Annotated in this window: 26 protein-coding genes, 1 tRNA gene and 1 pseudogene; 19 read left to right on the plus strand and 9 right to left on the minus strand. The window is 54.5% G+C overall.

Features of this window, described 5'->3' with window-relative positions; translation table 11 throughout:
* Positions 1-107: 107 nt before the first annotated feature.
* The 8 genes from QLG07_RS19105 to QLG07_RS19140 all read left to right on the plus strand — a co-directional run bounded on the left by QLG07_RS19105 (position 108) and on the right by QLG07_RS19140 (position 7,813).
* A complete protein-coding gene (locus tag QLG07_RS19105; RefSeq protein WP_282469924.1) occupies positions 108-725 on the plus strand; it encodes an ankyrin repeat domain-containing protein in 618 nt (205 codons plus the stop codon).
* On the plus strand, positions 718-2,109 hold the full coding sequence (locus QLG07_RS19110) for an amidohydrolase family protein (protein ID WP_282469925.1): 1,392 nt from the start codon (positions 718-720) through the stop codon (positions 2,107-2,109). Before QLG07_RS19105 ends, QLG07_RS19110 begins: the two co-directional genes overlap by 8 nt.
* Positions 2,110-2,196: 87 nt before the next feature.
* Complete coding sequence (locus tag QLG07_RS19115; RefSeq protein WP_048918065.1) at positions 2,197-2,556, plus strand: hypothetical protein; 360 nt, start codon at positions 2,197-2,199, stop codon at positions 2,554-2,556.
* Between the two features lie 46 nt (positions 2,557-2,602).
* Complete coding sequence (locus QLG07_RS19120) at positions 2,603-4,486, plus strand: protein-disulfide reductase DsbD domain-containing protein (protein WP_282469926.1); 1,884 nt, start codon at positions 2,603-2,605, stop codon at positions 4,484-4,486.
* A complete protein-coding gene (locus QLG07_RS19125; RefSeq protein WP_282469927.1) occupies positions 4,483-5,202 on the plus strand; it encodes a DsbA family protein in 720 nt (239 codons plus the stop codon). Before QLG07_RS19120 ends, QLG07_RS19125 begins: the two co-directional genes overlap by 4 nt.
* Positions 5,199-5,702, plus strand: coding sequence for a protein disulfide oxidoreductase (locus tag QLG07_RS19130; protein ID WP_048918068.1), 504 nt, complete (start codon positions 5,199-5,201; stop codon positions 5,700-5,702). The genes QLG07_RS19125 and QLG07_RS19130 overlap by 4 nt, the downstream gene beginning before the upstream one ends.
* 53 nt (positions 5,703-5,755) lie before the next feature.
* Positions 5,756-6,424 (plus strand): SDR family oxidoreductase, encoded by a 669-nt coding sequence (locus tag QLG07_RS19135; RefSeq protein ID WP_048918069.1) that lies wholly within the window; start codon positions 5,756-5,758, stop codon positions 6,422-6,424.
* A gap of 348 nt (positions 6,425-6,772) precedes the next feature.
* On the plus strand, positions 6,773-7,813 hold the full coding sequence (locus QLG07_RS19140) for a sensor domain-containing diguanylate cyclase (protein WP_282469928.1): 1,041 nt from the start codon (positions 6,773-6,775) through the stop codon (positions 7,811-7,813).
* A gap of 252 nt (positions 7,814-8,065) precedes the next feature.
* On the opposite strand, the gene QLG07_RS19145 is transcribed toward QLG07_RS19140, so the two are convergent.
* Together QLG07_RS19145 and bamE are read right to left on the minus strand one after the other, a co-directional pair.
* Entirely contained in the window at positions 8,066-8,488 is a 423-nt protein-coding gene (locus QLG07_RS19145; RefSeq protein WP_282469929.1) for a DUF4186 domain-containing protein, read from the minus strand.
* Between the two features lie 3 nt (positions 8,489-8,491).
* Positions 8,492-8,779: an outer membrane protein assembly factor BamE gene (gene bamE, locus QLG07_RS19150; RefSeq protein ID WP_099754186.1), complete on the minus strand. Its 288-nt coding sequence runs from the start codon at positions 8,777-8,779 to the stop codon at positions 8,492-8,494.
* A 170-nt stretch (positions 8,780-8,949) separates the two neighbouring features.
* On the opposite strand from bamE, the gene QLG07_RS19155 reads away from it, so the two are divergent.
* Positions 8,950-9,023 (plus strand) — tRNA-Gly (locus tag QLG07_RS19155).
* A 20-nt stretch (positions 9,024-9,043) separates the two neighbouring features.
* On the opposite strand, the gene QLG07_RS19160 is transcribed toward QLG07_RS19155, so the two are convergent.
* Complete coding sequence (locus QLG07_RS19160) at positions 9,044-9,265, minus strand: DUF2767 family protein (RefSeq protein ID WP_048918073.1); 222 nt, start codon at positions 9,263-9,265, stop codon at positions 9,044-9,046.
* A gap of 170 nt (positions 9,266-9,435) precedes the next feature.
* Here QLG07_RS19160 and QLG07_RS19165 point away from each other — a divergent pair, with 170 nt between their 5' ends.
* Positions 9,436-11,346 (plus strand): flagellin, encoded by a 1,911-nt coding sequence (locus QLG07_RS19165; RefSeq protein WP_099754185.1) that lies wholly within the window; start codon positions 9,436-9,438, stop codon positions 11,344-11,346.
* 144 nt (positions 11,347-11,490) lie between these two features.
* Positions 11,491-11,697 (plus strand): hypothetical protein, encoded by a 207-nt coding sequence (locus QLG07_RS19170; protein WP_048918075.1) that lies wholly within the window; start codon positions 11,491-11,493, stop codon positions 11,695-11,697.
* A gap of 154 nt (positions 11,698-11,851) precedes the next feature.
* Here QLG07_RS19170 and QLG07_RS19175 read toward each other — a convergent pair whose 3' ends face one another.
* On the minus strand, positions 11,852-12,325 hold the full coding sequence (locus QLG07_RS19175; RefSeq protein ID WP_282469930.1) for a hypothetical protein: 474 nt from the start codon (positions 12,323-12,325) through the stop codon (positions 11,852-11,854).
* A 129-nt stretch (positions 12,326-12,454) separates the two neighbouring features.
* Complete coding sequence (locus tag QLG07_RS19180) at positions 12,455-13,852, minus strand: hypothetical protein (RefSeq protein WP_282469931.1); 1,398 nt, start codon at positions 13,850-13,852, stop codon at positions 12,455-12,457.
* Between the two features lie 181 nt (positions 13,853-14,033).
* Between QLG07_RS19180 and QLG07_RS19185 the strand changes: the two genes are divergently transcribed.
* Entirely contained in the window at positions 14,034-14,192 is a 159-nt protein-coding gene (locus QLG07_RS19185) for a hypothetical protein (protein ID WP_166643190.1), read from the plus strand.
* A gap of 130 nt (positions 14,193-14,322) precedes the next feature.
* On the opposite strand, the gene QLG07_RS19190 is transcribed toward QLG07_RS19185, so the two are convergent.
* Positions 14,323-15,162, minus strand: a complete 840-nt coding sequence (locus QLG07_RS19190; protein ID WP_048916852.1) for a Cof-type HAD-IIB family hydrolase — start codon at positions 15,160-15,162, stop codon at positions 14,323-14,325.
* A 149-nt stretch (positions 15,163-15,311) separates the two neighbouring features.
* On the opposite strand from QLG07_RS19190, the gene QLG07_RS19195 reads away from it, so the two are divergent.
* Positions 15,312-15,572, plus strand: coding sequence for a hypothetical protein (locus QLG07_RS19195; RefSeq protein WP_230050057.1), 261 nt, complete (start codon positions 15,312-15,314; stop codon positions 15,570-15,572).
* Positions 15,569-16,309: a Fic family protein gene (locus tag QLG07_RS19200; RefSeq protein WP_282469932.1), complete on the plus strand. Its 741-nt coding sequence runs from the start codon at positions 15,569-15,571 to the stop codon at positions 16,307-16,309. Before QLG07_RS19195 ends, QLG07_RS19200 begins: the two co-directional genes overlap by 4 nt.
* A 127-nt stretch (positions 16,310-16,436) precedes the next feature.
* Here the strand turns inward: QLG07_RS19200 and QLG07_RS19205 are convergent, their stop codons facing one another.
* Positions 16,437-16,649, minus strand: a complete 213-nt coding sequence (locus QLG07_RS19205; protein ID WP_048916853.1) for a hypothetical protein — start codon at positions 16,647-16,649, stop codon at positions 16,437-16,439.
* Positions 16,650-17,073: 424 nt separating this feature from the next.
* On the opposite strand from QLG07_RS19205, the pseudogene QLG07_RS19210 reads away from it, so the two are divergent.
* Positions 17,074-17,478, plus strand: a pseudogene (locus QLG07_RS19210) (type II toxin-antitoxin system HicB family antitoxin); the annotation flags it as partial.
* Between the two features lie 115 nt (positions 17,479-17,593).
* Here the strand turns inward: QLG07_RS19210 and QLG07_RS19215 are convergent.
* Entirely contained in the window at positions 17,594-17,719 is a 126-nt protein-coding gene (locus QLG07_RS19215; protein WP_099754181.1) for a DUF2256 domain-containing protein, read from the minus strand.
* Positions 17,720-18,611: 892 nt separating this feature from the next.
* Here QLG07_RS19215 and QLG07_RS19220 point away from each other — a divergent pair.
* The 4 genes from QLG07_RS19220 to QLG07_RS19235 all read left to right on the plus strand — a co-directional run bounded on the left by QLG07_RS19220 (position 18,612) and on the right by QLG07_RS19235 (position 20,318).
* The gene (locus tag QLG07_RS19220; RefSeq protein WP_282469933.1) at positions 18,612-18,848 is read left to right on the plus strand and encodes a hypothetical protein; all 237 of its coding nucleotides are present in this window, start codon (positions 18,612-18,614) and stop codon (positions 18,846-18,848) included.
* Between the two features lie 169 nt (positions 18,849-19,017).
* A complete protein-coding gene (locus tag QLG07_RS19225; protein WP_282469934.1) occupies positions 19,018-19,347 on the plus strand; it encodes a hypothetical protein in 330 nt (109 codons plus the stop codon).
* Positions 19,322-19,909 carry a toxin-antitoxin system HicB family antitoxin gene (locus QLG07_RS19230; protein WP_282469935.1) on the plus strand — a complete coding sequence of 196 codons (588 nt, stop codon included), beginning with the start codon at positions 19,322-19,324 and terminating at the stop codon, positions 19,907-19,909. Before QLG07_RS19225 ends, QLG07_RS19230 begins: the two co-directional genes overlap by 26 nt.
* Entirely contained in the window at positions 19,902-20,318 is a 417-nt protein-coding gene (locus QLG07_RS19235) for a hypothetical protein (RefSeq protein ID WP_282469936.1), read from the plus strand. The genes QLG07_RS19230 and QLG07_RS19235 overlap by 8 nt, the downstream gene beginning before the upstream one ends.
* 310 nt (positions 20,319-20,628) lie before the next feature.
* Here the strand turns inward: QLG07_RS19235 and QLG07_RS19240 are convergent, their stop codons facing one another.
* Positions 20,629-21,885, minus strand: coding sequence for a tail fiber domain-containing protein (locus QLG07_RS19240; RefSeq protein ID WP_282469937.1), 1,257 nt, complete (start codon positions 21,883-21,885; stop codon positions 20,629-20,631).
* Positions 21,886-21,911: the final 26 nt, after the last annotated feature.

Raw genomic sequence — 21,911 nt, forward strand, 5'->3', positions numbered from 1 at the left:
TTCAACAATCTCAGCGTAAACGGTGAATTAATTTCAAGCGTATTCTCCTGATTATCAGTCGCTGTTATTGTCGATGAATTGCTCACCTTCGGTTTAAAGGGAATCTTATGTCATCAGCTAGCGATCGGACTACCCGCTTCCTCAGCGCCGCGCAGGCGGGAGAGCTGGCAACGTTACAACAGTGCCTGGCGGCGGGCGTTGACCTGAACAGCGTCAATCGTCAGGGCACCAGCGCCATCACCCTCGCAGCACAACATCAGCACTATGCCTGCGTTGAGTGGCTGATCGAGGCCGGCGCCGACATCAATCAGCAGGACAATACTTGCCTGAATCCGTTTCTGCTTAGCTGCCTCGGCGGCGATCTGACTCTGCTGCGCCTGCTGTTACCCGCCACGCCTGACCTGACGCGCCTGACGCGCTTTGGCGGGGTCGGCCTGACGCCCGCCTGTGAAAAAGGCCATGTGGAGATCGTGCGTGAGCTGCTGACCTCAACCGCGATCAACGTCAACCACACCAACTTTTTAGGCTGGACACCGCTGCTGGAAGCCATCGTGCTTAACGACGGCGGCGCGCGCCAGCAGGAGATCGTGCGGCTGCTGCTGGCGCACGGTGCCAGCCCGCATATGACCGATAAATACGGTAAAACGCCGCTGCAGCTGGCGCGCTCGCTCGGCTTCACGGCCATTGCGACTCTGTTAATGGATGCAGGAGCAGACGATGAATAATACCGACCCTAACCGCCGCGAATTTCTCAGCCACGGCGGAAAAATGCTTGCCGCCTGCGCGATGATCGGCGCGGGCAGCGCCCCCGCCTTTGCAGCGGGCAATTCCGCCCGCTGCGCCCAACCGGAGAGCAGGATGACCACCATTAACAGCAACCACTATTATCTGGATAACGTGCTGCTGGAGACCGGCTTCCGCTATCAGGATGAGGTGGTGGTTGCCACCGAAACAGCGCTGCATAGCCTTGAGATCAATAACGGCAAGATCGTTGCCATCGCGGCTAATCACTCGTTTGCCGATGCCAGCCTGCCGCGCTTTAACGCCGGGGGGAAACTGCTGCTGCCCGCCATGCGTGACATGCACATTCACCTCGATAAGACCTTTTACGGCGGCCCATGGCGCGTTCAGTCGCGCCCGGAAGGCACCACCATTAAAGATATGATCGCCCTTGAGCATCGCCTGCTGCCGGAGCTGCAACCCTATACTCAGGAGCGCGCGGGCAAGCTGATTGACCTGCTGCAGTCGAAAGGCTCTACCGTGGCACGCAGCCACTGCAATATCGAGCCGGTCTCCGGGCTGAAGAATCTGGAGAATCTGCAGGCGGTGCTGGAACGCCGCAAGTCGGGCTTTAGCTGCGAGATCGTCGCGTTTCCTCAGCACGGCCTGCTGCTGTCAAAAAGTGAACCTCTGATGCGCGAAGCGATGCAGGCCGGGGCGCACTACGTCGGCGGGCTGGACCCGACCAACGTCGACGGTGATATGCAGCGCTCGCTGGATACGATGTTCCAGATCGCGCTCGACTACGACAAAGGTGTGGATATCCACCTGCACGAAACCAGCCCGGCGGGCGTGGCCGCCATCGACTACATGTTGACCACCGTCGAGAAAACCCCGCAGCTGAAGGGGAAACTGACCATCAGCCACGCGTTCGCCCTCGCCACGCTGACCCCGCAGCAGGTGGCGGAAACCGCAGCGCGCATGGCCGCGCAGCAGGTCACCATCGCCTCCACCGTGCCGATTGGTACACTGCATATGCCGCTGAAGCAGCTGCAGGAGAGCGGCGTATTTGTCGTGACCGGGACCGACAGCGTGATTGATCACTGGTCCCCGTTTGGCCTTGGCGACATGCTGGAAAAAGCCAATCTGTATGCCCAGCTGTACACTCGCCCCGGCGAGTTTGCGCTGTCGCGCTCGCTGGCGATTGCTACCGGAAACCGCCTGCCGCTGGATGACAAAGGCCAGCGCGCCTGGCCGCAGGTGCAGGATGAAGCCAGCTTCGTGCTGGTTGACGCCTCCTGCTCCGCGGAAGCGGTGGCGCGCATCTCTCCTCGCACCGCCACCTTCCATCAGGGGCGCATGGTGTGGGGCGCGGTCAGCGCCGCATAACCGACGGGTGACAAAAGTTTACAAGAGTGACTATTGCCAAACGGTGTACTGCCGTTAAGATAGTCGCTCTTTCTACTTGGGCAGATTATGCAAAAACGTCAGCGCATCGCGACAGGATTTCTCTTCCTGACATGCCTGGTCATACTGGTTTGTATGGCTCAGCGCGTGGCGAACCTGCACGCCCTGCAAATTTTGCCGCAGACGGTCAGCGCCCAGGGTGCCGACAGCTCCCGCAGCGCAAAAGAGAGCCCGGTAACCCCGTGTGAACTGAGTGCGAAAGCGCTGTGCGCCACCCCACTCCTGTTCGACAGTGCCTTACCGCTGCTCGGCCTGCTGCTGATAGTGCTGGCCCTGCTGCGCCCGCGCCCGCTGTTTTACCCTCCGGCACATGAGTTCCGTGCCCCGCTGCTGCGAATACACCTCCTGCACTGCAACTTCCGCGAATGATCGACCGCTCACCCCGGTTCTGAAACATCATTCACGGAGAAAAACTATGTTTACCCTATTCAGGAGCGCTGTGCTCCTGCTGCTGTGCTGGCTGCCTGTCGTTCAGGCGGCCGATATCAGCCTGCAAAACCCGCAAAACACCCATGCTGAAGTGCGCCTGCGCGCTGACTCCAGCGGCAAAGAAGGCACGCGCCTGCTGCTGGATGTGCAGCTGCAAAACGGCTGGAAAACCTACTGGCGCTCGCCGGGTGAAGGTGGCATTGCGCCGCAGATCCGCTGGCAGGATCCGGCGCTAAAAGCCCGCTGGTTCTGGCCAACGCCGCAGCGCTTTGAGGTAGCCGGTATCAGCACTCAGGGCTATCACCAACACGTCAGCCTGCCGATCGTCATTGACGGCAAGGCCCCACGCACGCTGGCCGGTACGCTGACGCTGTCAATCTGTAGCAACGTCTGCATTCTGACCGATTACCCGTTCAGCCTCGACCTGAGCGAGCCCAACGCACAGAGCTTTAACTTCGATTTCGCCAACGCGATGGGCAAAGTGCCGATTGCCAGCGGCCTGAGCGAGACGCTAAGCGCCGGATATCAGCCGGGGGAACTGCAGATTGTCGCCGAACGCGCCGCCGGCTGGCAGCAGCCTGAGCTGTTCTTCGATACCCTAAGCGGCGCCAGCATCGGCAAGCCGGTGGTGAAAATTGACGGCTCACGCCTGGAGGCACGCGTGCCGGTCAGCGATGAATGGGGCGACAGCGCGCCCGATCTGCGCGGAAAAATCCTCTCGCTGGTGATTGCCGATAGCGGTCTGGCACAGCAGAGCAGCGTCACCCTCGGCAGCGCACAGCCGCTCAGCAGCGACTCATCGCTGCCGCTGTGGCAGATGCTGCTGATGGCGCTGGCGGGCGGTTTTATCCTTAATCTGATGCCGTGCGTACTGCCAGTGCTGGGCATGAAGCTCGGCAGCATTATCAGCGTGGAGCAGCGCGACCGCCGCAGCGTGCGCCTGCAGTTTATCGCCTCCAGCGCCGGGATTATCACCTCGTTTATGGCGCTGGCGCTGCTGATGACGGTGCTGCGCCTTGGTAATCATGCGCTGGGCTGGGGCATTCAGTTCCAGAACCCGTGGTTTATTGGCGTGATGGCGCTGGTGACGCTGCTGTTCAGCGCCAACCTGTTTGGCCTGTTCCACCTGCGGCTGCCTTCCGCGCTGAACACGCGGCTGGCAACCAGCGGCGGACACGGGCTGGGCGGCCACTTTTGTCAGGGGGCCTTTGCCACCCTGCTGGCCACGCCGTGCTCCGCGCCCTTCCTCGGCACCGCCGTGGCCTTTGCGCTGGCGGCCTCCCTGCCGCTGCTGTGGGTAATGTTTATTGCACTCGGCATTGGCATGAGCCTGCCGTGGCTGCTGATCGCTGCCTGGCCCGCGCTGGCGTTGAAACTACCGCGACCCGGCCGCTGGATGAACGCCGTACGCATCGCGCTGGGCCTGCTTATGCTGGCTTCCTGCCTGTGGCTGCTCAGCCTGCTGGCCAGCCGCGTCGGGCTGGTCAACAACAGCCTGAAATTGCCGGATGAGATCCACTGGCAGCCGCTGAGCGAGCAGGCTATTCAGCAGGCGCTGCACGATAAAAAACGCGTATTTATCGACGTGACCGCCGACTGGTGCGTGACCTGCAAAGCAAACAAAATCAACGTGATGCTGCGCGATGACGTGCAGCAAGCGTTACAGGCTGATGATGTTGTTGCCCTGCGCGGCGACTGGAGCCAGCCTTCTGCCGCCATCACCGACTTCTTAAAGCAGCGCGGCAGCGTGGCTATCCCCTTCAATCAAATCTACGGGCCAGGCCTGCCGCAGGGTGAAGTCCTCTCCCCCCTGCTTGACCGTGCCACCCTGTTAAAAACCCTGGCCGAAGCCAAAGGAACTGAACAATGAAAAAACTCACTCTCGCACTGCTGTTTGTCGCCACGCCACTCTGGGCCGCGGCCCCGTTTACCCCGGAGCAGGAAGTGCGCATTAAAGAACTGATCAAAGAGACGCTGGTGCAGAACCCGCAGATCCTCGCGGAAGCGGCGGATGCTTATGACAAGCAGGCGCAAAAACAGCAGGCTGACGTGGTAGGCCAGGTGATTGAGCAGAACAAAGATGCGCTGTTCAACGATGCCGGTTCACCGCGCATCGGGGCGAAAACGGCGAAGTTGACCCTGGTGTCATTCACCGACTACAACTGCCCGTACTGTAAGCAGTTCGATCCGCTGCTGGAGAAACTCGTTAAGCAGTACCCGGACGTGGCGGTGGTGATTAAGCCGCTGCCTTACCGCTCGGAAAGCTCGCTGACCTCGGCGCGCGCCGTGCTGACCACCTGGCAGCAGCACCCGGACCATTGGCTGGCGCTGCACCAGCGTATGATGGCGAAGAAGGGCTACCACGATGACGCCAGCATTCTCAGCGCCGAGCAGAAGAGCGGCGTCACGCTGAAAGAGCCGAACAAGCAGAGCCTCGATACCATCAACAACAATCTGAAGCTGGCGCAGCATCTCGGTATCGAAGGCACCCCTGCGACGCTGATTGGCACCACGCTGCTGCCGGGCGCGGTGAGCTATGAGCAGCTGGAAGCGATGGTCAAGCAGCAGCTGGCCGCAGTTAAATGACGCGGCTGAAACGCTGGGGGCGCGAGCTACTGCTGTTTGTCGTTCTGCTGGCCGGCGTGCTGTGGGCGATGGATCTGTGGCGTGCGCCCCACGCTCCCCTCGCCTTCGCCGACCAGCCGTTGCAGACCCTTGATGGCCGCGACGTCACGCTGGCCGCGCTGAGCGCAGAGCGCCCGCTGCTGGTCTATTTCTGGGCCAGCTGGTGCGGCGTATGCCGCTTCGTCACCCCGCAGGTGGCGGAATTAGCCAGCAGCGGCCAGAATGTGATCTCGGTGGCGCTGCGTTCCGGCGAAGATGAAAAAGTGCAGCGCTATTTGCAGGCAAAGCGCTATCCGCTGGCCACCATCAATGACCCGCAGGGTAGCCTGTCGGGCAGCTGGCAGATTGGCGTGACGCCAACGCTGGTGGTGATCGACAAAGGCGCTATCGTCAGTACCACTACCGGCTGGACCAGCAGTTGGGGCATCAAGTTACGACTGTGGTGGGCCGGGCGCCGTTAACAACAGGGGGCGGGACGCCGCCCCTGAACATTCACAACAAGGCAGGTAAGGCAATGACAACCCCTCAGGCTCTGATTATTGGTGCTTCACGCGGTATTGGCCTTGGGCTGGCGAACACGCTGGCCGAGCGTGGCTGGCAGGTCACCGCCACCGCGCGCGGCGACGCGCCGCAGGCACAAGCCTCTATCCGCTGGCTGACGCTGGATATCAATCTGGCGCCGCAGCGTGAGGCGCTGGCCACCCAGCTGGCCGACAGCCAGTTTGACGTCATCTTCATCAATGCCGGCATTTACGGGCCGGATCACCAGCAGCTGGCGCGCACCAGCGACGACCAGCTGATGGCGCTGTTTATGACCAATACCTTCTCCCCGGTGCGCTGCGCCGAGCTGCTGCTGCCGCGGGTGAAGCCCGGCGGAATTATGGCGCTGATGACCTCACAGCTCGCCAGCCTGAACGAAAACCCGGACGCCACTTACCCGCTCTACTCCGCCAGTAAAGGTGCGTTGAATATGCTGGTGCGCGGGCTGCTGCCGCAGGCTGATAAAGCGCAGCAGACGCTGCTGTGCGTGCATCCCGGCTGGGTGCAGACCGATATGGGCGGAGCCAGTGCGCCACTGACGGTGGCACAAAGCGCCGGGGGCATTGCCGATCGGCTGATCGCCTGGCGCGGCAAAGGCGGCCATCACTTTATTGACTACGCGGGTAAAGAGCTGACGTGGTAGCCGGATTGACAGCAAACCTGGCCGCGGCTCAGTCTCTGTCGCGGTCTGGCCTGTGAAGCCCGATCCCTACCCTGGTTGCTGAAGGAGTACCCGCGCCAGCCATACTGAACTGAGCAGGCGAAACCTGTCACAACGATTCACTGTCAGCCCTCATCATCCCTCGCCAATTTGCCCTGTTTCCTCAATTTTTTTCGTCCTTGTCCGATGATAAAGTGAAACGCCCGCGACTAAAGTGTCGTTATCACTGCGGGATATCTAAATAAAATTTCCATTATTTTAAGCAGTTATTTTAATCGGGCGCTGCGATTGCCCGCATTCGCTGTACACCAACACCAGGAAATCGGACCTATGCAGGACAACGTAATTGAGCGCATCTCAACGGCGCTGGCTTCAGAAAAAACGCTTGAGGGCTTTGTGCGCCAGCTACTGGAGATGCTGGAGCTGGTGACCGGGATGGAGTCCACCTATCTGACGCATCTCGACCCGGAGGGCATCCGCCAGCATATTCTCTATGCGCGCAACAGCCAGCAGATGCAGATCCCTGAAGGGCTGTCGGTGCCGTGGCAGGACACGCTGTGCAAACGTGCTCTGGATGAGGGCCGCCCCTATACCTGCGATGTACCCGAGGTCTGGGGTGATTCGGCGGCGGCCAAAGAGCTGGGCATCATGACCTACGTCAGCACCCCGGTGATGACCGGCAGCGGCGAACTGTACGGCACGCTATGTGCCACCAGCGCCCAGAGCCGTGAGATGAGCGAGCACGCCACGCAGATCCTCTCGCTGTTTGCCGAGCTGATTGCCCAGTACATCCGTAAAGAGCAGCTGCTGCAGGAGTTGCAGGAGGCTAATGCGGCGCTGACGGCGGTGAGCTATACCGATGAACTGACTCGCCTGCCCAACCGTCGCGCCGTCTTCGAACGCCTGCCCGCGCTGTTCAGCCGCGCGCGCGGCGCTGAGCAGCAGCTGCTGATGGCTTTTATTGACCTCGACGGTTTTAAGCAGATTAATGACCAGTACGGTCATGAAACCGGAGATCAGTTTCTGAAGCTGGTCGGCCAGCGCCTGCTGGGCGGCACTCGCCAGGGCGAGGTATTCGGCCGCCTGGGCGGGGACGAATTTATGGTTGCCGCCCTCCTGCCCGACGCGGCTGCACCGAACGCGGCGGCAGCTTTCAGGCAGCGCCTGAGCCAGCTGCTGGCCGGGCGCTACGCGATGCCAGCCTGCGCGCTGGATTATCAGGGCGCCAGCGTGGGGGTGATCGCGGTGAATCCGCTGTTCAGCACCCCGGAAAGCGCGGTGCGCGATGCGGATAGCGCGATGTATGAAGAGAAGAAACGCCGTAAGCAGGCATCGGCTGAGGCCGCCAGCCCACTGGCGCGGGTCAGGTAAAAGACTAAAGTTTCCGGAAAAGTGACCGATGGTATTAGCACTCATCCTGAACAGACCGGAAACATCATGTACCTGATTAAGCCTGCAGAGCTGATTCTGCTATCAGTGACCATCGCTTACTGCCTGGCAACCTATATGTGGTTTTAGTCCTTAAGGGATGAGGCGTGAACAAGCTGATTGACTCATGAAAAGTTAGCCGACAAACCTGTCGGCTTTTTTATTGCGCCAGGGCGGGATGCCCCTCACGGCTTTTTACCACAGTTCCAGCTGACCGCCACTGCCGGCACCGGGCTTGTTAACGCGCTTTTCCGGCGGTTGCGGGCGCAGCATTTCGCTTTTCAGCCATCTGATTATCACCGCGTTGACCCACTCCTGCTGCTGCACGCTCATGGGCTGATGCGCCGCAATATTGTGCCATTTGCTGAGACATCCGCGACAGCAGGTGGCGGTGGCGTGCTGGGCAATAAACACCGGATGGCCGCGCATCGGGGTCTGTTTACCGTCATTAACCGGTTCTGCCGGCGCCAGGCGGGCGCGGATAAACGCCTCCGCATGCTGGCCGATCGCCTCTTCACCTTTCTCGAGGAAATAGCGATATTCCGCGCTGCCCAGATGAAAACGCTGGCGGAACGGAGATTGTGAGAGTCGCTGAAAGAGATCGTCGAGAGAAGGCATAGGTCAGGTTTTACTCACCGTATAGCTTTTCACTTTGCCGTTCATCAGGCGGATTGTCAGGGTTCTGCCTTCGGTAGTACTCATCGCTTTCGCCTGGCTGTAGGTCCACATCAGGATGCTTTGCCCTTCCGGGAACGGTGTTTCCGTTGAGGGCTGACCAAACAGTGCAATCAGCTGCTGCCGGGTAGTTTGGTCAGTTTTAATCTGCGCCAGCTTGCTGTCATCAAAGTTGTTCCCCACCGAAGCGGTACACCCCACCAGCATCAGACACAGCAGAATTGTTTTAAGCATGTTTAACCGTACCGTCAGAATTTTGGCTATTCTGGCACAGTTCATGGCAGGCGCATAAAAATGCGCAGGGTCTCCGCGTCACGTTCATTCAGGACAGGTCAGCATTCAGGGCAAGATTTATGAAATATATCAACTTTATCAGCGGCCTCTGTGTTAACATCCTGCATCAGGCGGCCATCGTATAATGGTATTACCTCAGCTTCCCAAGCTGATGACACGGGTTCGATTCCCGTTGGCCGCTCCACTGTTTCTCGCATCACGGACTTATCCCTTTTTCTCCTCGGGCTTCACCAGCCGGATTGCGTGCTCCAGCACCTTCTGCTCTTCCCGATCCGCATCCATACGGTCATGGCGGGTCCTTTTCAGCAGCTCCGCTAACGTTTCGCGCCGCGTATCCATGCCAGCCTCCACCAGGACGATCGCCGCATCCCCTATCACCCGGCACACTTCGTCGTAATACTCTTCGCTCAGTACATCGCGCTTCATCTGCTTATTTCTCCTCTATTCTACTGACCATCACCTGTAAGCGTAGAATGCTAACCAGCAGTTTCCAGTTTGTTGCCCGGAGCAAAGGCAACCTAAGCGAAATTTTTGGTAAAATTTTGCTAACGCTTGCCGATAACCTTCAGCAGTGAAATTGATTGGTATGCAGAATAATGCTCACTCTTAAAACCAATGTTCCGGCCCTGATGGTTCAGCAGCAGTCGTTGAAAAACAGCTCGGCACTCGACGAGTCTATTCGCCGCCTCTCCTCCGGGATGAGGATCAACAGCGCCAGTGATGACTCTGCCGGGCAAGCGATCGCTAACCGTTTTACCAGCCAGCAGAAAGGACTGGCACAGGCGCAGCGTAATGCAGCCGATGGCCTGTCGCTGGCCAATACGGCAGAGGGAGCGCTGAGCGAAATCAACGACCGCCTGCAGCGCATCCGCGAACTGGCAGTTCAGGGGCTGAGCGAAACCTATTCACAGACCGACAGCGACGCCATTCAGGCCGAGATCAACCTCAACCTGAAAGAGATCGACCGGCTGAACAGTACCGCCAGCTTTAACGGCATCAGCCTGCTGAGCGGTAGTGCAGGCAGAGTGGGCCTGCAGGTCGGCGCGAACGATAATCAAAAAATTGACCTCGATTTATCGCGCGGTTTCAGTGTGGAACAGCTGGGTTTAAAAGATCTGATTATTCGCGGCATCAGCGGCTCCGTCACACCGGTTAACACGATTATCGGCAGCGCCAGCAATATCTCGCTCAGCAGCGCCTCGGTGGCGGTGAGCTACAGCACGCCGACTAATCTGACCTCCGCGCAGCTGGTCAGAAGCAGCAATGGCAATATGCTCTACATCCAGGGAAACGACGCCAACGGCAACCCGGCCTATTACCCTGCTTCTTACGACGCCACCTGGTATACCGCGACGGCGAGCGGCACGGTAGATATCGGCGCTCTCGGCAGCAGCACGCTCTATAGCGATGTCAGTCGCGTTCCGGCCCGCACGATTCCCTCTGTAAGCTATCTGGATGACAGTGGTAACGCGCTCAACAACAGCCCGCCGCCGACGCTAACTGAAAGCAATGGTCAGTATTACATTGCACAAAATGATATCTATTACGCCGCCGATATCCGCTTTGGCACCTCCGGCGCGGTCACGGCGCAGATATCCAATGCCAGCGGCCAGCCCGACACCGATTTCAACCCGCTGCCCACCCAGTTAACGACCACGCCGGTGATTGATCCGGGTACTGCCACCGTCACATTTACCGATGCCAACGGCAATGCCGTGGCCAACAGCGATGCGCGGCTGGTAAAAAATGGCAGCCAGTACATGATGGAAGTCGCCGATGGCAGCGGTTACTTTCACTATTACAATGCCACCCTCAGCGCCAGCAGCGACGGCAGCACGACCTCGCTCAATGTCAGCGCCAACAGCATCAGTAGCCAGAACAGCTTTACGGCGGTGACTACTGTTAACGGCACCTCAGTGGTCACGCTCGACCCGGGAAATGTAGAAACCCGCTACGTTGATGCTAACGGTGCAAGCTACAGCGACGTACTGCGGCTGGATGCAGACGGCAACTATTATATGGATGTGCATAACGGCAACGGCACAGTCGATAAGACGGCCACGCTGGTCGAGCAGAAGGACGGCACCATCCTGCTAAAAACTCTGCAGGGGATTGGCGATGTGCAGATCTACTTTGCCACCACCCTGGGCGCCAGTACCGATGCCGCAACCAACTATACCCAGATGAGCATTGCGGAAGTCGGCTCTGAGATCCGCCTGCGCAATCCTGATGATCCGCTGGCCACCCTCGACAGGGCGATCGGCCGCGTTGACAGCCAGCGCTCACAGCTGGGTGCTACGGCCAACCGCCTGACCTCTGTTCAGAGTGTACAAAGCGCCACCGCCACTAACCTCGCCATGGCGCGCTCGCGCATAGAGGATGCCGATTATGCGCTGGAGGTTTCGGCGTTGACGCGTGCACAGATCCTGCAACAATCGGGCAGCACGCTATTATCGAAGGTGATGACGATGACGCCGCAAATGGTGCTTTCTCTGCTTGAGGGGTGATTCAAAGGTTCTGTGTTGATTGTTTTTTACGCTGAATCATTGCCAGATGAACGCACAAAAATGTCAAGATTTGTGCCCGCAATTAAGCTTTGGCGAGATATATGCTATAAAGATGGGCTACTTTGAGACCGAAAAGGAATAATTATGGATGATGCAGATTTAGCTCAGGAACGCGAACAGGCTATTATCACGGCGGCGCTGTCAGCCCGTGAAACGTCGCTGAAAAGCCCGGATGGCCTGTGCCTGTGGTGCCGCGATGAGCCAATTGTCGCCAACTCTGCGTTCTGCTCCGCCGACTGTGGTGAGGATTACTCTAAGCACAAGCGCGAGATGAAACAACGCATTGAGTGAGGATCTTCGCGACGCGATAATCCGAAACGAAAAGGGCCCTGCACGGTATCCGGCAGCGGCCCTGATTTTATGACCTGAAACGTTTTATCTTTTATTTTACTTCATAGAAGTATGAAGATTCTGGCCTTTTATACACCCAGCTTTTTGGCCTTAACTATCGCGCTTCAGGCGGTGTTAATGATAGAGGAATATGTTCCTGCCCGGCTAATGTTATCGGCTCAATGGCAGTATTTTCAGGTTGCTGGGTTTTACGATAATCCTGAAGTTTTGTGAGCAAGGGGCCTTTATTACTCATCAGATATTGTAAGCAGCGCTCGCGACTGAGAATAAGTCTCACTGGTGTTGGTAATATTTCATAAACTTTATTGAACAGGTTATTAATAAACTCATCGTCATTAAGTTTATCTTCTGCAATCCCAAGCAGCCCATTGAACACGACGTTTTCTACAATCGCACGGTACTTTTCCGGTACTAAATTTTTTTTAGCGACAGTGAGCTGCTCAGCCTCCTGCAACTCACTGGAAAATTCAGCATCGGCTGGAATTAACTTGTCTTCCGGTGTCTGATGACCGCTAAGAGGCAATTTTTCTTTCAGACGCGCAAGGCGCCCGGTTAGCAGTGGCGACATGTATACTCCTGTAATGACATAACGTTTGCCGGGTGCAAGCTTACAATAAGGTTATAGCGGCTTGCCGATATCAATACTTATCGGCTTACTCGCAACAAACTTTACCCTTCCAGCCTGGGGTTCTCCTGCTCAATACTTCACCACCACATCCTCAAACGTAAAGCGTCTCTTCTGCCGCTGCTCCTGATAGCCGATGCGGATAAAGATGCGCAGCCGCTCCAGGTAGGCATAATCACTGCTCGCGCTCTTACCGTCACCGCGATCGTCAATGCAGTTAAACTCCAGATAACGGCCGGGGAAGGCCGGATTAATGGTGCTGGCCTGCTTCCAGTCGGCGGCGGTGCGGCACTGCTGGCCGAGCGATTTTCCGTCGCTTTGCTGGCTACGCCAGGCATATTTCATCCCCGCTCTCGGCGGCAGGCGGAACTCATTCTCCAGCGTGCGGGCGATAGACGGTTGTTTCGCGAGAGAGTCCCATTTTTTCAGGCTTACCAGATTAAACAGGCGCACCGACTGGGTGTTAAACGTCACCTGCCCCAGCGTTAGCTTCTCCAGCGTTAAGGTGGTGCCATCCGGCATTTTGTCGATAGTGACGCTGTACGCCCCGCCGATCTCTTTATCCTGCTGCTGGCTGAAGCTCAGGTGACGAAAGCCCGGCTGCTGCTGCGGAGAATTAAGCGCGATAGCCATATGCTCCTTAACCTCGTCAGGTAACGGATAGGGCTGCAGTATCGCCGCATCGTTGCGGGAAAAATCCGGCAGGGCTAACTGATGGTCTGCCGGGGCCTTCTGCTGCCAGAGCAGAGTCTGGCCGCTGCCTTGATAATCACGCAATGTTTTTATCGCGCAGAGCTGCTGCTTCAGCGGCGCGGCGAGCTCTGTGCTGCTGTTCGCGGCAAGGCGGTAATCGGTCAGGTTACCCGCACTGTCGAGGGAGTATTCCGCGCGGGCAGTGGCCTGCTGTGTATCGCAGTGCAGCGTCCAGTCCGTGACTTTCACCGCGTAAGGGGCAGCATAGGTGCTGTCGCGATACTCGAGGGCAAAATCTTTCGCCAGCCGCAGGTGCAGAACGTCCGCGCTGCGCTCGCTGCGGCTGACGTCGAGATACATCTGATTGCCCTGCTCATCGGCAGGCGCCAGCGCACGCCACTGCGGCACGGCGACCTGCTGCTGGCAGACATTCAGGTCTGGCTGGGTCGCTAACAGACTGTCGGCATCCGGCTCGATCACCACGCCCGGAGCGTAGCGGGAAATCGCATCGCTGCCGTAAACGCGCACCGCTTTGCCCGCCGGAGAGCTGACCTCGGCAAACAGCTGCGTTTTGACGCCGCTCTGACAATCAACCTTCAGCCACAGATCGGTGGTTTGCCCGGTGGTGGTCCAGATGCGGTACAGGGAATTAATGCTGTTGCCGACGCGCAAAGCGCTGGCTGGCTGCCACTCCATTTTTTCAATCCCGGCAGCAGGCTGGGCAAAAGCAGGAAAAGTAAAAATGCAGCTCAGTGCAAGCAGCGATAACCCTTTCATGAATAGTCCTTTAATTAAACGATATGGCCTTTGGGCGACAGAATATTGCATAATAGCACGCGGTTTTTCCTGCTCGGGATCTCAATTATCCCCGTACGCTATTCATTCAGAGCCTGAATTGAGTTTCTGGTTTATCATTGACCAGACACTTAACGGAATAAATTTCAGATAAGGATGCCGTATGTCAACATTCACCCTCATCGCATTTCCCTTTATAGCGACAGGCCTGGCGCTGATAGCGCTGTTCTATAAAAAGAAAGAGAAGAATTACCTCATTCCCGGCTTTGTTCTGCTTATCGCAGGTTTTGTCAATGCGGTAATCGGCATCAGCCTGGGCTGAAACGCTTATCCGGCTGCAGGCGAAATAATTTCGTCACGAAGTCAATCGCAGCGGAATAATAACGCGGGGTCAGTAAACAGAGAGCTTTTGCTCTCTGCCAGTTATGGGTGCGATGGGCCTGACGGCTCTGTTATTGCCCGCCTGCTTTATCAAACGGCGGTTTACCTGCCAGCATCTGCTCAATCACCTGTAGCACCCCCTCTTCGTTATTATTTGGCGCCTGATAGCGCGCGACATCCTTGACCTTTTGCGGCGCATTGGCCATCGCGAAGCTGAAGCCCGACTGTTGCAGCATCTCGATATCGTTACCGCCATCGCCAAACACCAGGATCTCGCTGCGATCGATGCCCCAGCGCTTGCCGAGCAGATCCAGCCCGTGGCCTTTATGGTTGCCGGGCACGATTAAATCCACCGAGCCGTGGCCGCTGGAGGTGGCGGCAGCGGCATCCTTGTGCAGGCGGGCGATATCCGCCATTAGCGGCTCGACGTAATCATCCGACAGGTTGAGCGCGAACTTGAACAGCTTATCGTCACCCACGTCGTCGAGGCTGCGGATCGCCTTCAGGCGGTGGCAGTAGTGGCGCATTTTCACCAGCCAGCTCTCGGGGATGCCCTCAAAGTAGTAGGCACTTTCACGCCCGCACAGGATGTAGCGCAGGTCGGGATAGTTGCCGTTATGCAGGGTGTCGAGCACCGCATCAATATCGGCACGCGAGAACGAGCCGCAGAACAGCTCTTCGTCACGGTCGATGATCCACGCGCCGTTCTCTGCCACAAAGGCGATCTCGCTGGCGATGTCGGGGAAGAAGGATTTCAGCTGGTAATACTGGTTGCCGCTGGCGACGACGAACTTAATGTCGCGCTGCTTCATTTGCTGATAGCAGGCCTGGAAACGCGCCCGGTTGTACTGTTTATTGTCGTCGAGGAAGGTGCCGTCTTTATCTACCGCCACCATTTTTACCACGGTCATCATGACTCCTTAACGTTTTGCAGGGGAAAAGGGTTACAGAGAGGATAACCTGGTGGGTGGAGAAAGCGCAGAGAAAGTCAGCAGCGGCGCAGAGACAACAAAACGGCAGCCTGTTATAATTTGACCATAAATCTGAAAGGGGATTGACGATGAGAACAAGCGAAATCAGCGTTGCTAACCGGGTTCGCAGGCTGGCTCAGTCGCACAACGTGACCGCTGAACCAGACGATATCAGCCGCATGGCCGTGGCGATTACGCGCCTTGCCGGTGACGAAGTACAGTTGGACAACATCCAGCAGCTGTTGGTTAATCTCAAAAGAAAAGGCGTACTGAGCAAGTCTGAAGCCCTGAACATCCAGGGGGAATATCTTCAGGAGAAAAGGCACCTTAACAAGAAATTCTCCGTATGAGCTTTGATCCTTTCGGGGATTTCGATACTGCCGGATATCTTCAGAACGCCCAAAAACTCAAAGATCCTGCTGAGGTGAAAGAATTCGAACATCTTTCTTTCGAAATGAGTATCGAAGACGCTCTTGCCCTCCTGGCTTCCGAAGAATCAATCAGCTATTCCACCCTGCTTAACGTTCATGAAATTTTGTTCTCCGGATGCTATCCGTGGGCGGGAAAAGACCGTCAGGCACTCGTCCCACATCTGGCCGTGTTCAAAGGTTCCCCACAAGATCAACACAGCACTGTGTTTGAACATCCTAATACGATAAAAATGTCGGTGGAATACGCGCTGAGGCTCGCTGCAAATCATAATCGCTTTAAAGAACGGCCCGGGGAAGTTATGGGACAACTTTGCTTTGCACACCCTTTTCTGGATGGCAATGGTCGTTCTATTCTGCTCACGTTCATGGAACTCTGCTACCGTGCTAATTTCGCGATAGACTGGTCCAAAACGACGAAAGACGACTACCTGAGGGCGCTCAGCGAAGAGATCCGCGAGCCTTTCAAAGGTCATCTGGACAAATACCTGCAACCCTTTGTTATTGAAATCAACAGTCGCGAGCAATGGCCTGAGATTATTGGCAGTATTAAAGGTTTGGATGGTCTGGACAAAGAAGGCATTGTTTATGGAAGTCTGGATGATCCAGATATAGTGAAAATCTACGCAACGTACAAAACTCAACGACATGATAGTTAAGTGCCACTCAAACAGTGGCACTCTTTTCTGACGGGGAATCGCGTGCTGAGTAAAGCCGCAGGCAGTTCAGCCTGATCGACCGTACCCCGAGCGTTATTCCCCCACCGCCTTTGCCGCCAGCCACTGGTTACGCATCCGCAACCTCCCGCATAATCTCCAGCCGTTCCATTAACAGCCAGGTGAGACAGTCGCGGGCGGTGGAGTTGGTCAGCTCGGTGATGGCGTAAACCAGCGCACGACACTGGTCGAGCAATTCCGGTTCAGTCACGGCGGTGGCGGTAAACATACCGTCCATTTCGGGGGCAGAAAGCACGGCGTAGGAGGTGTCTTCAGTGGTCATATGGGTGTTCTCACTTTGAAGTAATCCATACCTCACCAACCCACTGCTAAATGGGGTGGTAAGACGTAGCGGGGTTAGCAGACCGGTCAAAGTGGAACCCGGCGAGTGCAAGCACTCCCCCGCTACGCCTCACCATTATTCTGGCGTAACGCGTCCCTAGCAGGAATAAAAAAACCGCTGAATTATAGCGGTATATCCCCGCACTTTGAAACAGGCTGCTAAACCCGGCTGCCCATTGTGGGGCAGCTCAGGGATCATATTGTCAGATGCTGACCCGCGACAAGGATTTATTTGGCTGAATTTTGAGCTTTAGCATTTTTGGTTGGGTGGGAACTCTGACAGAAAGAAATACACTGCAAGCCGCTCTCCATCCTTGGGTGGAACGATAAAACACTTATTTTAAACTCGGAGTCAGGAGGTAAATATGTTTTTCTCTGTCGGCGTTGAGACAACCAAAGATGAAAATACCGCGTTTGGCATGATTGTTCCGGCTTTTTCAGCTTACGATTATGGCTGCTTTTCAGCCGCTGATACGCAGGGCGAGATTGCTGAAATAGCGCGGGACGCAATACTGCTCACTGTGGAAGATATGGTGTTAAATGGGAATCTTTCAGTGGACCAGATTCAAGATGCAGGATATCTGAGCTATTCACGTGATAAAGAATATGTTGATTATGATTCCTGGTTTGTCATTGACGTGGATTTGTCGCGCTTTGAAGGTAAGCCAGCGGATTAATATCGCTCAACCCAATATGCTGATAAACCGCATTGATATCCGGATAAAGACCGGCAAGGGATATATCGCGATCGTAGCCATTTTTTGCTAAAGCAGCAAAGCGGTCGGTTTGTGCCATCGGAACTCATGCTCGCGGTCATGTGCTTTGGAAATGGCTCGATTATGGTGGGGCTTTCTCCTCTGGCGGCCTTTTATGAGGGCTAAGCCCTTACTTTCGACGGCAACGCTCTGAGCATTTGCGCACTTCATCCCAGCACTTTTCCCACTTTTTACGCCATGTAAAAGGGCGCCCGCACACGCTGCAGATTTTCGTAGGGAGTTCTGACTTCTTCATCAACAGCTGCCTCCGGTAGGTGTTATCACATTATATTAGACTGATTCAGAATAGCCTGTGAGTGGATAAGGGAGTGTGGATTGGCAAACAAACGCCATGCCGTTCTCTCCGGAAAGCAAACTGAACAGCCAAATACTGGAAATGGCGTGGAAGAATCGTGGTGTAATATTCCGTAGCAGCCAGGCAAGCCACTCTACATGCAGGGAGACATTCAGGCGGGATTAAGAATTGCGTAACTTATTGAAAAATATTGGTACGCCCTACAGGATTGCACATAAACAAATAAGCCATTGTATTTAATGGTTTTTACTTAGTTCAATCTAGTTACATACCCCCATACATACCCCCAATAATTTTTCTCTCCCTCTAATGTGCATACTAATTGGCAAAAGCTGAATAATATTTCACCAAAAATTTAATACCTGATTATGGATTTCTGACGGCAAAATTTCTATATATAAGCAAAACATGGTCGGTTTGGTCGGGTAAGTCGGTTTTTTGTGTAAATATCGTTATTATTCAGACAGGTAGAGTGTTTTAAAAAACCGACCTTGCGGTTGGATTGGTCGGTTTTCTGGGGCTACTGGTCGATTATGAGAATGGATAATCAATAAAATCAATTAGATAATAAAGGAAATGTAATTTTTCAGGTCGGTTTTGGGGAGAAACGAGTATTTGAACACAGGGGCGCTGCCGCGATTGAGGAGATGTTTGAAGAGGCTGATATGTGGCTGGCTAACGATATCTGAAGAGCCCCCCAATGAGTTAGGGTTGCCTGACTGGACATTCATACATACTGAATGAATGTCCACTTATTCTAATACATCACGCCAGGTTATGATTGCTGAGTTTGCACGGATTCTTATTCAACTTTCATCACAGTGAGGCAGTTATGGATGACGCAGATTTAGCGCAGGAATTGGAGCAGGCAATTATCCAGTCCTCTTTGGTTAGTCGCCAGAAGAGCCCTAAAAGCCCTGACGGCATGTGCATATGGTGTGAAGACCAGCCGGTAGTTCCCGATACAGCGTTCTGCTCAGCTGACTGCGGTGTCGACTACAACAAGCATGTTCGAGAAATGAAGCAGCGCAGCAGTTCGTCAGCGCGAGATTCGGGTGATGAGGATTGACCTGCATCCAGTGGCCGGAGAATACGTTCGGGTGAGGTCGCAGAGATGCGGCCTGAAAGTGATACGAAAAATTTTGTTGTGTCGATAATGATTAAGATTTTTCGACTAGATTCAGCCTATCTCAGCAGTTACAATTTTCAATGTGACACTACAGGTGATGTCATCTATTATGAGTTCAGTACATGTTATCGACGATATAATCACTGACATTTCTAGGAGGAAAGCCAACATCGGATGTCAAAGCAGAACTGGAATCCTGTTTTATCTCGAAATGTTGGGCTTTTCGCATAAACCTGGAAAATCAGACAATCATAGGGTTTTTACTCACCCTTCACTATCAAAAAAGCGTAAAGACTTCACCACCTTTGGTGTCGATTGCGGTCATGGTATGAAAAAATCGCTTCTGCCTTGCTACCCCAACACAGTGCTTCGCGTTTTGAGAAAGTATAAAGATGAGTTAAAGGAAATATACGATGAAACCAATCAAACACAATCCTGAAGAGTACACGATTTCCGTCAGGAAAGAAGTGATGGACGGAATGTGTCTCTGGGTAGCAAGAGTAGACGAGCTGCCTGATGTACTTGAGTTCGGGGAAAATCGTGAGGATGCATACACAAACGCAATCTTCACCATAAAAGTTGGGCAAGATATGTGCATAGCTGAAGGCACTCCTTTCCCGTCACCAAAAATATTCAAAGAGAATGATGTTAGCGGAAGAGTTACCCTTCGCTTGAAAAAAACTTTGCACGCTCAATGCATACGGTTGGCTGATCTAGAGGGAGTGAGCTTGAACACCTTCATCGCCTCTTGCCTCCAAGCTCAATCTTCTTTGTATGGATTGTCGAACATACAGACTCAGCTGCAAGATATTGCAACAATGGTTCGCGGCATAAGGAATGACAGTAATATCCAAAAAACCATTTACACGCAACTGGCACAACAAAAAAGCGTAACGCTACGTTCTCGTGTCACGCTTCAGACAGAAGATGATTCTGAGGCTATTTCAAGGGTGAGAAATTTCTGCTCCGTAAACGTTTCAAGGTCACATGCAAATGATTAGTATTTTAAATTCAATCAAGCTTCGCGGCGTTGCTACTAATACATACAAAGTGGACTTTGACAAAGATGCCATGTCCCAAGAGGATGCTGACATAAGCCTATCCATTAAAACGGAACTCCATGATTCTGAGTCCGAAGCAGATAGGTTTAAACTAAGCTTTGAAGTGGTATCTGAAGCTCGTGATTCTGATGATAAAGTCATATTTAACATGCATCTGAAAAATGATTATTTTTTCGAAATTATTGATAAAGAACCATATTTTTCAGTTGAACCCTTAGAGAGAGCTGCGCTAAGTGCCTCTTTTTGCTATCTAGATTTCAGGCGTAAAATAATTGCTGCCGTGGTAAGCACTGGTCTTGGAGGCTTTAAGCTACCGCTAAGCCTGCAGGATTTACAGGTAGATAATTAAATCCCAACCTGGCCACCGAGCCGGGTTTATTGTGCCAGTTTTTTGGATCACAGCTTGCGAAGATGCAGTTTAGGACTACCCTCATGTTAGGGATCATTGCTGGTTCCTTTTATGGTGCAGATTATACCGCCCGGCCTAAGCCGGGTTTTTTTATGCCTGAAATTTGCATTTATCAATGGCCCGACTAAACTCAAATTGGCACAAAATAGTGCCTACCTCACAGAGCTAATGCTCGACGTAACAAGGATTTCTGCCCGCCATAACTTTTGCGGGCATTTTTTTTGTCTGAGATTTTAGTGCCAACGCTAGCTTAGCTGGTTTGCTCCTCGCCCTCTGCTGCATTCTGCCCCACGCCTTCACCTGGCTTGAGCTGATTCTCTAAATCCCTAACCCTGCGGAGAAGTTGCTGTACGACAGGAACAAGATATGCAGCACCAATTTCACCTGGGTCTACCACTTTTCCGTCCTCAATAACTACGCTGGCCAGTGGGTCATCAGGGTGAGCTTCATCAGGGATTGTCAGTGGTGTCGTAGACAGGAGCTCTGAGTCGAGTGATTCGACATTTTGGGCTGAGTATCCCACCTTTACAGATTCTGGAGACCATTTGAAGGCATAGCGAATGGGCTTAAGGCCCGAGATAAAGCGTACTGCCTCATCTTCGGTAATCTCCCTGATTATGTTCTTCACTCGCTCATCTGATGCCCCCGGAGTAATGTTTCCTGAAGTTGTAGCGATGATTCCTGTGCCGTTCTGGAATTTCCACGCGCGCGTGTAATTTAATGTATCTGTGCAAAACAATGCCGGGCCTGACAGGGACGCACTTCCGTCTGAAGCAATGGTATATCCGAATGAGGTGTTTAAAGTAATGCCGTTATGCTTGGTTGTGGCTGTGAAAGCTTTGTTGTTATAAGAGACGTTATTCTGTGCATCAAGGGTGACAATGACCCCATTATCCGCAACCCAGTTATCGCGCGTAATAGTCGCGTTAATCTTAGTCAGGCTGGTAATGTCTGTGTTCGCGCCAGATGCAGCTGCCCCGAGCCCTGAACGGCCTTCTGCCTGTGTTTTACCTCCTGTGCCACCCTGAGCAACACTGAGCGCTGTAGTCAGGCCCGTGAGCGAGGTGATATCAGAATTAGCTCCCTTTGCTGCCTTATTCGCGTACTGAGCTGCCATATAGCCCCAGCTCGGGCCAGTGAACGTGCTGCGGTCAGGGCGCTCCACTGTAACCGATGCGGCGTCACTGTAAATCTTCTGCCAGTTCGCCAGTTGCGCAATCATCCCGCGCTGGTTCGTTGCCATATCATTCAAAACTTGCTGAGTAATTGCGTACTTCAGTGTTGCCGGAACGCCGTACCAGGACAATCCGCTGGCCGTTGGTCCGTTGTACGCCTGCACAATGGTGAGCTGCGTGTTCGAAGCGATCGACGCGACAATCATGGTATAAGGCGCACCGCCGACAGTAACGCCGATGAAGTCACCTGCTTTCAGCTCAGTAGTGAACGCGGTTCCGGTGCCACCCACAGTGGTTGAGTTGTTGGTTAACGCAATAGTGCCTGCTGGCATAGTTATCTCCGGGCAATAAAAAACCC

Origin of the sequence: Erwinia sp. V90_4, from assembly GCF_029967685.1 — a bacterium.
Classification (GTDB): Bacteria; Pseudomonadota; Gammaproteobacteria; order Enterobacterales; family Enterobacteriaceae; genus Erwinia; species Erwinia aphidicola.

Coding starts and splice junctions, on each gene's coding strand:
- QLG07_RS19105 (WP_282469924.1), top strand. CDS start 108: ATGTCATCAGCTAGCGATCGGACTACCCGCTTCCTCAGCGCCGCGCAG.
- QLG07_RS19110 (WP_282469925.1), top strand. CDS start 718: ATGAATAATACCGACCCTAACCGCCGCGAATTTCTCAGCCACGGCGGA.
- QLG07_RS19115 (WP_048918065.1), top strand. CDS start 2,197: ATGCAAAAACGTCAGCGCATCGCGACAGGATTTCTCTTCCTGACATGC.
- QLG07_RS19120 (WP_282469926.1), top strand. CDS start 2,603: ATGTTTACCCTATTCAGGAGCGCTGTGCTCCTGCTGCTGTGCTGGCTG.
- QLG07_RS19125 (WP_282469927.1), top strand. CDS start 4,483: ATGAAAAAACTCACTCTCGCACTGCTGTTTGTCGCCACGCCACTCTGG.
- QLG07_RS19130 (WP_048918068.1), top strand. CDS start 5,199: ATGACGCGGCTGAAACGCTGGGGGCGCGAGCTACTGCTGTTTGTCGTT.
- QLG07_RS19135 (WP_048918069.1), top strand. CDS start 5,756: ATGACAACCCCTCAGGCTCTGATTATTGGTGCTTCACGCGGTATTGGC.
- QLG07_RS19140 (WP_282469928.1), top strand. CDS start 6,773: ATGCAGGACAACGTAATTGAGCGCATCTCAACGGCGCTGGCTTCAGAA.
- QLG07_RS19145 (WP_282469929.1), bottom strand. CDS start 8,488: ATGCCTTCTCTCGACGATCTCTTTCAGCGACTCTCACAATCTCCGTTC.
- bamE (WP_099754186.1), bottom strand. CDS start 8,779: ATGCTTAAAACAATTCTGCTGTGTCTGATGCTGGTGGGGTGTACCGCT.
- QLG07_RS19160 (WP_048918073.1), bottom strand. CDS start 9,265: ATGAAGCGCGATGTACTGAGCGAAGAGTATTACGACGAAGTGTGCCGG.
- QLG07_RS19165 (WP_099754185.1), top strand. CDS start 9,436: ATGCTCACTCTTAAAACCAATGTTCCGGCCCTGATGGTTCAGCAGCAG.
- QLG07_RS19170 (WP_048918075.1), top strand. CDS start 11,491: ATGGATGATGCAGATTTAGCTCAGGAACGCGAACAGGCTATTATCACG.
- QLG07_RS19175 (WP_282469930.1), bottom strand. CDS start 12,325: ATGTCGCCACTGCTAACCGGGCGCCTTGCGCGTCTGAAAGAAAAATTG.
- QLG07_RS19180 (WP_282469931.1), bottom strand. CDS start 13,852: ATGAAAGGGTTATCGCTGCTTGCACTGAGCTGCATTTTTACTTTTCCT.
- QLG07_RS19185 (WP_166643190.1), top strand. CDS start 14,034: ATGTCAACATTCACCCTCATCGCATTTCCCTTTATAGCGACAGGCCTG.
- QLG07_RS19190 (WP_048916852.1), bottom strand. CDS start 15,162: ATGACCGTGGTAAAAATGGTGGCGGTAGATAAAGACGGCACCTTCCTC.
- QLG07_RS19195 (WP_230050057.1), top strand. CDS start 15,312: ATGAGAACAAGCGAAATCAGCGTTGCTAACCGGGTTCGCAGGCTGGCT.
- QLG07_RS19200 (WP_282469932.1), top strand. CDS start 15,569: ATGAGCTTTGATCCTTTCGGGGATTTCGATACTGCCGGATATCTTCAG.
- QLG07_RS19205 (WP_048916853.1), bottom strand. CDS start 16,649: ATGACCACTGAAGACACCTCCTACGCCGTGCTTTCTGCCCCCGAAATG.
- QLG07_RS19215 (WP_099754181.1), bottom strand. CDS start 17,719: ATGAAGAAGTCAGAACTCCCTACGAAAATCTGCAGCGTGTGCGGGCGC.
- QLG07_RS19220 (WP_282469933.1), top strand. CDS start 18,612: ATGGATGACGCAGATTTAGCGCAGGAATTGGAGCAGGCAATTATCCAG.
- QLG07_RS19225 (WP_282469934.1), top strand. CDS start 19,018: ATGAGTTCAGTACATGTTATCGACGATATAATCACTGACATTTCTAGG.
- QLG07_RS19230 (WP_282469935.1), top strand. CDS start 19,322: ATGAAACCAATCAAACACAATCCTGAAGAGTACACGATTTCCGTCAGG.
- QLG07_RS19235 (WP_282469936.1), top strand. CDS start 19,902: ATGATTAGTATTTTAAATTCAATCAAGCTTCGCGGCGTTGCTACTAAT.
- QLG07_RS19240 (WP_282469937.1), bottom strand. CDS start 21,885: ATGCCAGCAGGCACTATTGCGTTAACCAACAACTCAACCACTGTGGGT.